This window comes from Mycobacterium botniense (genome assembly GCF_010723305.1).
Classification (GTDB): Bacteria; Actinomycetota; Actinomycetes; order Mycobacteriales; family Mycobacteriaceae; genus Mycobacterium; species Mycobacterium botniense.
The window spans coordinates 665,451-678,089 of record NZ_BLKW01000002.1 but is presented as its reverse complement, the minus strand read 5'-3'; the positions used below and the strand labels follow the sequence as shown (position 1 = coordinate 678,089).

The window sequence follows — 12,639 nt, the reverse complement described above, 5'->3', positions numbered from 1 at the left end:
CCCGTCGCTGTTGCGCGGTACTGTTCGTGACAGGGCTGTTCGGCAAATGCGGCCGGGTACTGCAGTGAGGGGAAGTACACGTGTCTGACCATCCGACGCAGGCCAGTGGCGCGCCTGGAGGTCGCGACGATCATCCGACTACCGAACTGCCACCGCAGCGGCCCCCCAGCAAGCCTGATTCCTCAACCAGCGAAGCGGAGACCAAAGCTTTCACGGGGTTCCGCACCCAGCGGCGCTTCGCCGATACCCAGACGCGTGGCGTGCCGCCCCCGCCCACGCGCGCGGAGCCGCGCGCGTGGGCGGCCACACCGGCTAAGGGCATTCCGCAGTTCGTCGACAATCCGGCATACCCCTATTACGGTGGCCGGCCCCCCGAGCTGCCCACCGAGGCGCGCTATCAGCAGGCGCCCATGCCACCCACACCGTATCCGGAGCTGTCCACCAGCACGCTGTTGCGCCAGGTCAAACCGCCGCCCTCGGAGGGCTGGCGGCGCTGGCTTTACCTGCTGTCGGGTCACCTGATCAACCTGGGTGAAAGCCCGCGTGTTACCCGCTACAACGACCTGGTCGTACAAGCCAACCGGCCGTTGCGCGGCTGCTACAAGATCGCACTGCTGTCATTGAAGGGCGGGGTCGGCAAGACCACGATCACCGCCTGCCTGGGGGCCACCTTCGCCTCGATCCGGGGTGACCGGGTAGTGGCGGTCGACGCTAACCCCGACCGCGGGACGCTGAGCCAGAAGGTGCCGTTGGAGACTCCCGCTACCGTGCGGCATCTGCTGCGGGACGCCGAAGGGATCCAGCGATACAGCGATGTCCGCAGCTACACCAGTCAGGGGCCCAGCAGGCTGGAAGTGTTGGCGTCGGAAAGTGATCCGGCGGTTTCGGAGGCATTCAGCGCCGATGACTATCGCCGGACCCTGGAGATCCTGGAGCGGTTCTACGGTTTGGTGCTCACCGACTGTGGCACCGGGTTGCTGCACTCGGCGATGTCGGCGGTCCTGGAAAAGGCGGATGTGCTCATTGTCATCAGTTCGGCGTCGATCGACGGCGCGCGCAGCGCGTCAGCGACCTTGGACTGGCTCGATGCGCACGGCCACGAGGAACAGGTGCGCAACTCGATCGCGGTGATCAACGCGGTGCGGCCGCGTTCCGGCAAGGTCGACATGCAGAAGGTGGTCGACCACTTCTCGCGGCGCTGCCGAGCGGTGCGGTTAGTGCCGTTCGACCCCCATCTGGAAGAAGGCGCCGAGATCAGCCTGGAGCGGTTGAAACGAGAGACCCGCGAAGCGCTCATCGAACTGGCCGCCGTTGTCGCCGAGGGCTTTCCGAGCGATTTACGCCGCGCCCACGAACACTTCATCTAAACCCCGCGACCCAGCGTGATCTAACGCTGGTTATTGTCGCCGCGGCCTAACCGCCACAGAAACTCAGGATCGTCGTCGGGCCCGATCACGCGCGTCTTGGGCCGGTCGGCCTGTGACCGGGCCGCCCGCCAGCCGATATAGACCAGTGTCCCCAACACCACGACGAGGAGCAGGTAGAGCACGCGACACCTCCTTGGATCGAATATACCCGCCCCCCTACGCTCATACTGTGCCGCAAGCTCAGGGGTCCGGAGTCCGCGTGGTCGTTGACGTGCTGGTGTACGCATCGGCGCGGCTGTTCTTGGTGGTCGCACTCAGCGCGGCGATCTACGGGGTGGCCCGGCTGCTCGGGGTGAGCGAATTCCCGTTGGTCGTCGCGGTTTTGTTCGCTCTGGTGATCGGGATGCCGCTCGGCATCTGGGCGCTGGGTCCGCTGCGGCGCCGCGCCACGGCGGGGCTCGCGGCCGTCGGGGAACGTCGGCGTCGAGATCGCGAGCAGCTGCGGGCTCGCCTGCGCGGTGAGACACCGCGTGACGAGAAGTGACGTACTCGCAAAACCTCGACAATGAGCAGAGGTGAAGCGCTCGGTGAGTCTGGCGAGGTCCGGATTTGAGGGTTCGGCCTGCAGCTGCGGTACTGGGCGTAATGGGCGGTCAGCAGTTCGGCTGGCGGCACGTCGCCGAGTAGTCGTCACGGCGGTGATGGTCAAAGCAGTTGTCCCAGCGTGGCCCCGAGACGGTGCAACCCGCAGACTCATTCGCGGCTGCATGTGACTGTGCGGGATCGTCTTTCGGCAGTGGCGCGGTCCGTAATACTCGCGGCAGGCCCAGCCGATGAAGGGCCGCAACGAGTGTCGGCGTGCGTGGAGTCAGTCTGTTGTCTTGAGGTTGCTCGTCGGTCGGCGGTCCAAGGCAAAGGCGCAGTGCATCAACCAGATTCGTGGCTGATCACCGGCCCTCTGGACGTGCGTGAGCAGATGAAACCGGCGGGTCCGCGACCGGGCTGGTCCACGCCGCGATCGGTGTGGACCTTGACGGCAATAAGGACATCCTTGGGAGGTGAACCGGCGACGGCGACGAGGAGTCGGTCAAGTTCTGGATAGCGGTGCTGACCGACCGGAAACCGGTTGCGTCAAGCACATCTTCTTTTGGCGATCACACGGTTGTGAGACGACTACCATATCGACATCTATCGAGTGGTTTTGTCTACCAACAAAATTGCGAGTCTCACGCACAAAAACTGCCGACGGCCGGTGCGAGCACACCGACAGCAGATCGCCCGCCAAGACGTGCTAGCTGGTCACCGGTCCCCCGAACCCATGGACACCGGGCAGACCATGGGGGCTGGACGCCGTCGCTTAACGCCCTGGCGAGCACGGTCGGCTCGGATACCAGCCGCACAACTGACCAAAAAATCCGCAAACGGCCGCTGACACCGAGTACCGGGCAGTCCCATCTGCCGGCGGGGGTCGACAATGTCTCGGAGCATCCGGTGTTTTCAGCTCTATCCGCCAGCTGGTGTGCGGGCGGTCAGAGCCCTGGTGGGCAGGTCGCGGGTCGAGCTAGAGGTGGGCTCATAATTTCCGGTTTTATGGACCATGTGCGCGGGGCGGCGGGGCATGGCTGTGCTGAAAAGAGGAGTGGGCAGGTGGGTAGTGGCTTGCGCGGTGACGGGGGAATTCGTGGTCTGCGCCAGGGGGGCAGTGGTGGTCCAGCTGGGCGGTACCGACAGTGGCCCGACGAGATCGGCGCGACCGATGGCGGCGCGAGCGCCGGCGAGGATTGCGTTGCTGCCGGGTTGCGCGGCTGTCGGCCCGAAGGCGTGTGCAGCTGACAAGTTCGCCATTTGACCGAGGATCGAGGGATCGACTGCCCCCGAGTTCATCAGGGTGCTCTGCACGAAGTCCTGAACCGCGTAGATCACCAGGAAGTCGAACGCGTGGAAGTCGGCGAGGAGAATCTCCGGGGTAAACGCCCCGTTGGACAATAACGAGCCCATCCAGTTCGAATTCAAAAAGTCCGAGACCGCTGAGTTGTTCTGCCCGGCGACGACATTGTTCAAGAATCCGGCGAGCCCGGTGCCGCCAGTGGCGTTAGCCGGGCTGAAGATGTTGAGTCCCAGCGAATTCACGAGGGCGCTCAGTGGTGATGTGGTGGATCCGGTGGTGCTGGTTGTTGCGGTGGCCAGTGCACTCAAGGTGGTGGGCAGGCTGGACAGTAGTTGGGACAGGGTGGCGGGGGTGGTGCCGGCGGCGGCGGCGTGGGTGGTTGCCGCGGCTTGGTGGGCCGGCCCGGTGTCGGTGGTGACGGTCGGGGGGGTGGTCAGAGGGGTCAGCCGGGCCGCGGCCGCTGACTGGGCGGCGTAGCCGTACATGGCGGCGGCGTCTTGGGCCCACATTTCGGCGTAGTGGGCTTCGGTGGCTGCGATCGCCGCGGTGTTATGGCCCAGCACGTTGGTGGCGACCAGGGCCGCCAGCTGGGCCCGGTTGGCGGCCACCACCGCCGGTGGCACCGTGGCAGCGAACGCGTTTTCGTATGCAGTGACGGCGGCGGTGGCGTGGTCGGCGGCTTGGGCGGCGTGGGCGGCGGTGGTGTGCAGCCACGATGTGTAGGGGATGGCCGCAGCGGCCATCGACGCCGCCGCGGGGCCCTGCCACTCGTTGCCGGCCAGCCTGGACACCACCCCCGCGCAGACGTCGGCAGCCGACTCCAGCTCCCGGGCCAGATCAGCCCACGCTGCCGCGGCCGCCATCAGTGACTGCGGACCCGCACCGGTATACATCAGTCCGGAGTTGACCTCCGGAGGCAACATCCCGAAATCGAAACCCACCCCGGACATCACCACACCGCCGGAACTGCGTGGCCGAACAGGACGCCTGCTACCGTCCGCTGAGGCTGGCTCACCATACTCGGGAGGGCCCGTGTGCTCACTTGCTAAACCCCTCGTTGTGTACGGGTGAGTCCCCGGTTGGCGCGGGAGGCAGCACGGTGAGGCGAAAGCCATACCGCGGGGCAGGACCGTACTGGGGGGCAGAAAGGCTGTTGCCGCGCGCCGCACCCGGCATCGACATGGCGGGTAATCCCATCGGCCCGATGGCGACACCTGGCATCGACGCGGACGGGTTCGCTACCGCGGCGGCGAGGCGAATCCCTGCCGCCGGAGCGGCTCTGGTCCAGCTGCGTGGCGCCGAGAGCGCCCCGACCAGGGTGGCTTTGCCAACGCTGGCGCTGACCTCGGCGTCGGCGGTAGGGTTCCCGACCAGCGCGCCCGGCCCGCCCAGAGCCGGGCTGAAGCTGCCGGTTTCCGACGCGATCGGGCCTAAAGTGCCAACACCAGAAGCCGCCGGCAGGTGGCTTAGGCTCCGCCCGGTGATGGTGCCGAGCGCGAATAGATCTCCGATGCTGGGAAGGAAATACTCCGGGTTGAAGGGATACCCGGCGAAGATCGCGTTGCTGAACCAGCTCGAGTTCATCACATTGGCGACCGGGTTCGGAACGGAGCCTGACACCAGATTGATCAACCCAGCCAGTCCCGTGGTGCTCGTTCCCGAGCCGGGGCTGAAGATGTTGAGTCCCAGCGAATTCACGAGGGCGCTCAGTGGTGATGTGGTGGATCCGGTGGTGCTGGTTGTTGCGGTGGCCAGTGCACTCAAGGTGGTGGGCAGGCTGGACAGTAGTTGGGACAGGGTGGCGGGGGTGGTGCCGGCGGCGGCGGCGTGGGTGGTTGCCGCGGCTTGGTGGGCCGGCCCGGTGTCGGTGGTGACGGTCGGGGGGGTGGTCAGAGGGGTCAGCCGGGCCGCGGCCGCTGACTGGGCGGCGTAGCCGTACATGGCGGCGGCGTCTTGGGCCCACATTTCGGCGTAGTGGGCTTCGGTGGCTGCGATCGCCGCGGTGTTATGGCCCAGCACGTTGGTGGCGACCAGGGCCGCCAGCTGGGCCCGGTTGGCGGCCACCACCGCCGGTGGCACCGTGGCCGCGAACGCGTTTTCGTATGCAGTGACGGCGGCGGTGGCGTGGTCGGCGGCTTGGGCGGCGTGGGCGGCGGTGGTGTGCAGCCACGATGTGTAGGGGATGGCCGCAGCGGCCATCGACGCCGCCGCGGGGCCCTGCCACTCGTTGCCGGCCAGCCTGGACACCACCCCCGCGCAGACGTCGGCAGCCGACTCCAGCTCCCGGGCCAGATCAGCCCACGCTGCCGCGGCCGCCATCAGTGACTGCGGACCCGCACCGGTATACATCAGTCCGGAGTTGACCTCCGGAGGCAACATCCCGAAATCGAAACCCACCCCGGACATCACCACATCCGAACTAACCGGCGACCACAGCGTTGGCCGCTTCGGTTAACGCGTAGGAGCCGGCGCTGGTCCGCACGGTGTTGACGAACAGCGAGAAAATCTCGTCGGCCTGCGAGCTGATCCACTGGTAGAGCTGTCCGTAGGCGGCGAACTGGGCCGCGGTCAGCACCGACACCGGATCGGCGGCGGCCGGGATCACCCCGGTCGTCGGGGCCGCAGCCGCTGTGTTTTGGGTCGCCACCGCCGAACCGGTGCCGGCCAAATGCTCCGCAGCCGCCTCCAGCATCTCCGATTGCACAGTGACAAAAGACATGGCACCCCTTTCGCGTTCGAACAGACGGGCCTCTCGCGGGATGCATGTCGCTCCGCGCCGATCACACCCTGAGAGGACCATCTGCGAGAGCTAATGATAATGAATATCATTATCAAATAGTCGCGGCTATCGCAACGCGCGCTCGGGTTCACGTGGCTGGTGCCCGAACCGTCCGGAACGGTCCTCACGGGCGAGCTTTCCCCGTTGCGTCAGCCGGCCGTCGCCGTGTACCGAGACCCGCCGCGCGTGCGCTTCGGCCGGTTCCGGCGCAGACCTCGATCAGGCTGCCGCCACGACGTCGTGCCGCGCCTGCGGTGGTGGGCCGGGGGCCGCCGACCGGACGTCGAGACTTAGCGCGCCGAGAACGGTGTGGTTCCCTACCGCCTCCGCACCGGCACGGGTCATTGCCACTCCCTGCCGACAATGCGGTGCGGCCGTCAGGCCACCATCGCATACGTGATCAGGCCGAGGCGGTTTGATCTCTTTTAAGGGACGACGGCCGGGCGGCTCGTGCCCTCGGAATCAGCCGGTCTTCGACGTCGACCGCCTTCTTCACAGCGATGGTCGCGTGACGCCGGTCTCGGTTATCGCCTCGCTTGATCCATTCGCCCGCAACGGGTTTGGCGGTGGTTTGAGTCCGCGGCAAATGTACGTGTCGTCGAACTCGACTTTAACTGTGGCCCAGAATGATTCGTGACAAGAGTTGTCCCAGCGCACCGCCGCGCGGCCAACCGCATGGACCGGGTTGTGCTCCTGCTGACCAACGACCCGACACCCCCATCCTTTCCCAGAAATGGGCACTTCGAACACGCCGGAGCGGTTCACAGAAGGACCGAGTGTTCTCAATTTGAGACGCAGATCACACCTGCTATCCAGGTACTCTTCGGCTGCTCCGCATGCAGTAGTCAGCAACACCCAGAGAATGGAGTTGAACATAATGTTTGTGACTACCCAGCCCGAAGCGTTGTCAACCGCAGCCGGCAATTTGAGTGCTATCGGTTCTGCGGTGAGCTCCCAGAACGCGGCTGCGGCAGCCCCCACAACGAGCATTGCTCCTGCGGCAGCTGATGAGGTGTCGGTGTTAACCGCCGCCCAGTTTGTTGCGCACGCCCAAATGTATCAAGCGATCAGCGCTCAGGCCGCGGCGATTCACGAAATGTTCGTCAATACGCTCGGCACCAGCGGGCTCTCTTATGCGGCGGTCGAAGCTGCCAACGCCTCCGCAGTCGGTTGAGGGTAAAAACGTCACCTCGGTGCCGATGATCACCTGCATACCATCGACAACCCACGTGAGCTTGACCAGAGCTATTCCTGCCAAAATTTTTCCAGTAAGGAGCGATTGAAATGACTGCACGATTTATGACTGACCCGCACCAGATGCGAGCGATGGCGGGCCGTTTCGACATGCATGCGCAAACAGTTGAGGACGAAGCCCGCAAAATGTGGGCCTCCTCGCAAAACATCGCCGGCAACGGCTGGAGCGGGACCGCGCAGGTCACTTCGCACGACACTATGGGCCAGATTAACCAGGCGTTTCGCAACATCGTGAACATGCTCCACGGTGTGCGAGACGGATTGTTGCGCGACGCCAACAACTATGAGCTCCAGGAGCAAGCCTCCCAGCAGCTTTTGTCCAGCTAATTGTAATCTACGGATAAGGAGAACACTGTTATGTCCATTACTTACCAATTCGGCGATGTCGACGCCCACGGCGCTACGATCCGCGCCCAGGCGATGGCTTTGGAGGCTGAGCACCAGGCTATCGTGCGTGATGTACTCGCTGCCGGGGACTTTTGGGGCGGTTCCGGTTCGGCGGCCTGTCAGGAATTTATCACCGAATTGGGGCGTAATTTCCAGGTGATTTATGAGCAGGCCAACGCACATGGGTCAAAGGTACAAACTGCTGGTTCGAACATGGCGGACACTGATGCGGCTGTCGGCTCCAGCTGGGTCTAACGTCAGCGCGCCACAGAAGACGACAAACGGCCCTGATATACGGTCGTCGTAAATCACAGCGGCGCAAATACTGTCCAGCCCACGTGTGGCGATGATCAGGCCCTGAAAGTGTTCGTGTGACAGCGACTGACCACGAAGGGAAACGACATCGCCTGGTAAACACTCAGTCGGGGAGTCCGGGCCGATAACAGAGGTTTTGGTGCAAATCGGCTGCGCATTTTATACCGCGGGGTAGCCCCCCAAACGCCGCAGCCGGCCTGTGAGGAGGGTTTAGCAGTGGATTTTGCGGCGTTGCCACCGGAGATTAATTCCGCTCGGATGTATACGGGGGCGGGTTCGGGGCCGCTGATGGCGGCCGCGGCGGCCTGGGATGGGGTGGCGGCGGAGTTGAGTTCGGCGGCAACTTCTTATCGGGGGGTGATCGCTGAGCTGACCGACGATATGTGGCTGGGTCCGTCGTCGATGTCGATGAGCACCGCGGCGGCGTCGTTTGCGGCGTGGATGGGTGCTACCGCCGCCCAGGCTGAGCAGACCGCCAACCAGATCAGGTCGGCGGCTGCGGCTTATGAGGCGGCTTTTGCGGCGATGGTGCCGCCGCCGGTGATCGAAGCCAACCGGGCGTTGCTGGCGAATCTGGTGGCCACCAACGTTATCGGGCAGAACACCGCGGCGATCGCGGCCACCGAGGCCCAGTACTCGGAGATGTGGGCCCAAGACGCCGCGGCGATGTTCGGCTATGCGGGTGCTTCGGCGGCTGCGACCAAGGTGACCCCGTTCACCCCGGCGCCGCACACCACCAACCCGGCCGGCACGGCCGCCCAATCGGCCGCGACCGCCCACGCCGCGGCATCCGCCACCGCAAACACCGTCCAGTCAACCCTGTCCAGCGTGCCCAACACCTTGCACGGCCTGGCGTCGGGATCAACATCGTTCAACCCGTTGGCGACCCTGGCCAAGGTTTTTAGTAGCCCGCCATTCTCGACGCTTGACGGCCTCTCCGGAAGTAGCGGCGAATACGCTCTGGTGTACGCGTCCTCCGCGTATCTGACGGGCGGCCTTCTGGCCCAGGAATTCCCGCTCATGGCGCTGGCACTGCCGAAGGCGGCAGCGGCAGCTGGTGCGGTGACCCCGGAGCTGGGGGCCGGGTTGGGGACTTTGGCGGGTTCGTCCGCGCCGGCCGGTGCGGCGGGTTTGGGCGGGGTCTCAGCGGGTTTGGGGGAAGCAGAGCTGGTGGGGGTTGTCGGTGCCGCCGTCGTGGGGTACGGCGTCTCCGGCGATTCGGCTGGCGTCCGCGGCCGTGCCGTTGTCCGGTGCCGATGCTGCGCCGGCCGCCGGGGTGGGCGCGCCGGGAGGCTTTTTCGGCGGTCTGCCGCCGATGGCCAGCGTGGTCAACGCCCCCCGGGGCAACGACTCCTATTCACGGGGATTGCGCAGCAAGGTGCTTGGTCAGCAAGACGGCGGAAAACGCGGCGCCGCCGCGCACACCCGCAGCCGTCCGGAGCGGGCGCGATCCCGGGCCCGCAATGACGAATGCGCGTTGAGCCCGGATGAAGCCGCCGAGCTCGAGCAGCTGCGCAGACAGATCGCCGAAGTGGCGATGGAGCGTGACGCGGCGGCCCGCTTGATCAGGGAGGCGATCCGATGACCGCGCTGGATTTTGCGGCGTTGCCACCGGAGATTAATTCCGCTCGGATGTATACGGGGGCGGGTTCGGGGCCGCTGATGGCGGCCGCGGCGGCCTGGGATGGGGTGGCGGCGGAGTTGAGTTCGGCGGCAACTTCTTATCGGGGGGTGATCGCTGAGCTGACCGACGATATGTGGCTGGGTCCGTCGTCGATGTCGATGAGCACCGCGGCGGCGTCGTTTGCGGCGTGGATGGGTGCTACCGCCGCCCAGGCTGAGCAGACCGCCAACCAGATCAGGTCGGCGGCTGCGGCTTATGAGGCGGCTTTTGCGGCGATGGTGCCGCCGCCGGTGATCGAAGCCAACCGGGCGTTGCTGGCGAATCTGGTGGCCACCAACGTTATCGGGCAGAACACCGCGGCGATCGCGGCCACCGAGGCCCAGTACTCGGAGATGTGGGCCCAAGACGCCGCGGCGATGTTCGGCTATGCGGGTGCTTCGGCGGCTGCGACCAAGGTGACCCCGTTCACCCCGGCGCCGCACACCACCAACCCGGCCGGCACGGCCGCCCAATCGGCCGCGACCGCCCACGCCGCGGCATCCGCCACCGCAAACACCGTCCAGTCAACCCTGTCCAGCGTGCCCAATCTGCTGAATCAACTGTCCTCGGGGCCACTGGCCAGTGCGGTGTCAAGCAACATCATCGACCCGCTGGAAACGCTGTACAACTCGTTCGGCGGTTTCGCATTAGGCGAAGTGGGCGTCAGCTTCATTGCATCCGGCGTGCTGTACCTGATTTTCCCGATGATCGCGACATCGTTGGGCCCGTTGGTCGCAGCGCTGTCGGCGACGCCGGTGTCCGCGGTGACCCCGGAGCTGGGGGCCGGGTTGGGGACTTTGGCGGGTTCGTCCGCGCCGGCCGGTGCGGCGGGTTTGGGCGGGGTCTCAGCGGGTTTGGGGGAAGCAGAGCTGGTGGGGGGGTTGTCGGTGCCGCCGTCGTGGGGTACGGCGTCTCCGGCGATTCGGCTGGCGTCCGCGGCCGTGCCGTTGTCCGGTGCCGATGCTGCGCCGGCCGCCGGGGTGGGCGCGCCGGGAGGCTTTTTCGGCGGTCTGCCGCCGATGGCCAGCGTGGTCAACGCCCCCCGGGGCAACGACTCCTATTCACGGGGATTGCGCAGCAAGGTGCTTGGTCAGCAAGACGGCGGAAAACGCGGCGCCGCCGCGCATACCCGCAGCCGCGCAACGCCCCCACAACACGGCACATTCGACAAAGAAATCGCCACAGTATCTGGTCAAGATTTGCTTGACCAACTGCGCGGAGAGCTGGCCGATTTGAGCAACGAACGCGACGTACTTAAACAGACGGCAGCTTTCTTGCTCGAGGAAGCCGGGAAATAACAATTTCCCCGCTTCCTGCCATAAGACCGCATACCTGGCGATATTTAACATCTCCGGGGTTTGGGAGGCTACACGATGTGGTGGAAGGTATCTCAACCGCGAATGCTTTTCCATGAGCGGTGTGACCGTATGGCAATTGCGGTCAATCAGCGCGTGAACCGGCGCCGCACACGGGTGAGCGCGCGCGCCGCGGGTGCCCCTTTGATCACGGGAGCGAGCCGATGATCGCGTTTGATTTCGGCGCATTGCCTCCGGAGGTCAACTCGGGCCGCATGTATGCAGGCGCAGGTTCGGGGCCGCTGATGGCGGCCGCGGCGGCCTGGGACGGGGTGGCGGCGGAGTTGAGTTCGGCAGCCGCCTCCTACCAGGGAGTGGTCTCTGAGCTGACGGAAAACCGGTGGCTGGGGCCGTCGTCGATCGCCATGAGCACCGCGGCAGCACCATATTCGAGCTGGATGAGCACCACCGCCACCCAGGCCGAGCAGACCGCCAACCAGATCAGGTCGGCGGCCGCCGCCTACGAGGCAGCCTTCGCGGCCACCGTTCCGCCCGCGGTGATTGCGGCCAACAGAGCACTGCTGGCGGCGCTGGTGGCCACCAATTTTCTTGGGCAAAACACCCCGGCGATCGCGGCAACCGAGGCCCAATACGCCGAGATGTGGGCCCAGGACGCCGCCGCGATGTATGGGTATGCCGGCGCGTCCGCGGCAGCGACGAGGTTGACCCCGTTCACCCCGACACCCCACAACACCAACCCGGCCGGCATGCCCGCCCAGGCCGCCACGGTGAGCAATGCGACAGCTGCGGTCAGCGCTAACGCCACCCCGGCGAGCGGGTTGAGCGTGCCCAACATACTAAGTCAGCTCTCCTCGGGGTCATTTCTCAGCGGTATCTCAAGCACAATTGACTCGCTGGAAACGCTGTACAATTCTTTCACCGGTTTCGCGCTGTTGTCGCCGGGATCCGAATTCTCTGCTACCGGAACATTATTCATCATTTTCCCGATGGTCGCGACGGCGGAAGGCCCTCTGGTGGCGGCATTGTCAGCATCGCAGGCGTCTGCGGTGGGTTCTGGTCTCACCGGCGGACTGGGAGGCACCCTGGTCGGGTCTTCTGCTCCGGCAGCGGCTGCCACGGGCTCGGCGACCCTGGCCAAAGTTGGCGTATCGGCCGGTTTCGGCCAGGCATCCTCGGTAGGTGGACTATCCGTGCCACCGGCGTGGGGTACCGCAGCTCCGGAGATCCGGCTGGCCTCCACCGCTGTGCCGATGAGCAGTCTCAACGCTGCGCCAGAGGCCGCGGCGGCGGGTTCGGCGGCCACTCCATGTGGTGTGATGCCCCCGATAAATGGCCCAGTGGGCAGCGTGGTCAACACACCGAAGACCAGCGCCGGGACTCATCCGCGGTGTCTGCGCAGCAAGGTGCTCCCGCCGTGGGCTGTGGGACCGAACGTGCACGGACACCCCGCCGGCCGCCCGGCTCAACCCCAACACCGCGCGCGAAACACTCCGGGCAGTTTGGGCGAGCGCGAACGTGCCGAGCTTGAGCAGCTGCGCAAAGAACTCACCACCTTGACCAAAAAGCGCGACCTGCTCAAACGCGTCGCCGTCTTTATGATCAAGCAAGCGCAGAATAAACAAATGCTGAAATAGCTCAGCGCCGGGTGCCGGTATCTGAGGACCGGTTAC

General features: G+C 65.5%; 13 protein-coding genes and 2 pseudogenes. 10 read left to right on the top strand and 5 right to left on the bottom strand.

The genetic code is table 11. From position 1 onward, the window contains the following. Positions 1-80 precede the first annotated feature (80 nt). Complete coding sequence (locus tag G6N08_RS03465) at positions 81-1,367, top strand: MinD/ParA family ATP-binding protein (protein WP_163754334.1); 1,287 nt, start codon at positions 81-83, stop codon at positions 1,365-1,367. 20 nt (positions 1,368-1,387) lie between these two features. Here G6N08_RS03465 and G6N08_RS03460 read toward each other — a convergent pair whose 3' ends face one another. Next, on the bottom strand, positions 1,388-1,549 hold the full coding sequence (locus G6N08_RS03460) for a hypothetical protein (RefSeq protein ID WP_163754331.1): 162 nt from the start codon (positions 1,547-1,549) through the stop codon (positions 1,388-1,390). A gap of 47 nt (positions 1,550-1,596) precedes the next feature. On the opposite strand from G6N08_RS03460, the gene G6N08_RS03455 reads away from it, so the two are divergent. Both G6N08_RS03455 and G6N08_RS20215 read left to right on the top strand, forming a co-directional pair. Then, positions 1,597-1,911, top strand: coding sequence for a DUF4229 domain-containing protein (locus G6N08_RS03455; protein WP_246216593.1), 315 nt, complete (start codon positions 1,597-1,599; stop codon positions 1,909-1,911). Positions 1,912-2,372: 461 nt separating this feature from the next. After that, positions 2,373-2,483 (top strand): annotated as a pseudogene (locus G6N08_RS20215) (transposase); the annotation flags it as partial. 387 nt (positions 2,484-2,870) lie between these two features. On the opposite strand, the gene G6N08_RS21005 reads toward G6N08_RS20215, so the two are convergent. The 4 genes from G6N08_RS21005 to G6N08_RS21000 all read right to left on the bottom strand — a co-directional run bounded on the left by G6N08_RS21005 (position 2,871) and on the right by G6N08_RS21000 (position 6,379). Continuing rightward, positions 2,871-4,205, bottom strand: coding sequence for a PPE family protein (locus G6N08_RS21005; RefSeq protein WP_163754328.1), 1,335 nt, complete (start codon positions 4,203-4,205; stop codon positions 2,871-2,873). An 88-nt stretch (positions 4,206-4,293) separates the two neighbouring features. Continuing rightward, on the bottom strand, positions 4,294-5,661 hold the full coding sequence (locus G6N08_RS03445; RefSeq protein ID WP_163754325.1) for a PPE family protein: 1,368 nt from the start codon (positions 5,659-5,661) through the stop codon (positions 4,294-4,296). A gap of 13 nt (positions 5,662-5,674) precedes the next feature. After that, a complete protein-coding gene (locus G6N08_RS03440; RefSeq protein ID WP_163754322.1) occupies positions 5,675-5,974 on the bottom strand; it encodes a PE family protein in 300 nt (99 codons plus the stop codon). Between the two features lie 279 nt (positions 5,975-6,253). Continuing rightward, a complete protein-coding gene (locus G6N08_RS21000) occupies positions 6,254-6,379 on the bottom strand; it encodes a hypothetical protein (protein ID WP_281352683.1) in 126 nt (41 codons plus the stop codon). Between the two features lie 529 nt (positions 6,380-6,908). On the opposite strand from G6N08_RS21000, the gene G6N08_RS03435 reads away from it, so the two are divergent. The 7 genes and pseudogenes from G6N08_RS03435 (at position 6,909) to G6N08_RS03410 (ending at position 12,603) form a co-directional block, all read left to right on the top strand. Beyond that, the gene (locus tag G6N08_RS03435; protein ID WP_163756619.1) at positions 6,909-7,208 is read left to right on the top strand and encodes a PE family protein; all 300 of its coding nucleotides are present in this window, start codon (positions 6,909-6,911) and stop codon (positions 7,206-7,208) included. A 110-nt stretch (positions 7,209-7,318) separates the two neighbouring features. Next, positions 7,319-7,615 carry a WXG100 family type VII secretion target gene (locus tag G6N08_RS03430; RefSeq protein ID WP_163754319.1) on the top strand — a complete coding sequence of 99 codons (297 nt, stop codon included), beginning with the start codon at positions 7,319-7,321 and terminating at the stop codon, positions 7,613-7,615. A gap of 30 nt (positions 7,616-7,645) precedes the next feature. After that, positions 7,646-7,930, top strand: a complete 285-nt coding sequence (locus G6N08_RS03425) for a WXG100 family type VII secretion target (RefSeq protein ID WP_163754316.1) — start codon at positions 7,646-7,648, stop codon at positions 7,928-7,930. A 276-nt stretch (positions 7,931-8,206) separates the two neighbouring features. Beyond that, positions 8,207-8,824 (top strand): annotated as a pseudogene (locus G6N08_RS21405) (PPE family protein); the annotation flags it as partial. A gap of 286 nt (positions 8,825-9,110) precedes the next feature. After that, positions 9,111-9,575 (top strand): PPE family protein, SVP subgroup, encoded by a 465-nt coding sequence (locus G6N08_RS21485; protein WP_503826679.1) that lies wholly within the window; start codon positions 9,111-9,113, stop codon positions 9,573-9,575. Positions 9,576-9,580: 5 nt separating this feature from the next. Next, entirely contained in the window at positions 9,581-10,951 is a 1,371-nt protein-coding gene (locus G6N08_RS20990) for a PPE family protein (RefSeq protein WP_163756617.1), read from the top strand. Positions 10,952-11,172: 221 nt separating this feature from the next. Further along, positions 11,173-12,603 (top strand): PPE family protein, encoded by a 1,431-nt coding sequence (locus G6N08_RS03410; protein ID WP_163754309.1) that lies wholly within the window; start codon positions 11,173-11,175, stop codon positions 12,601-12,603. Positions 12,604-12,639 lie beyond the last annotated feature (36 nt).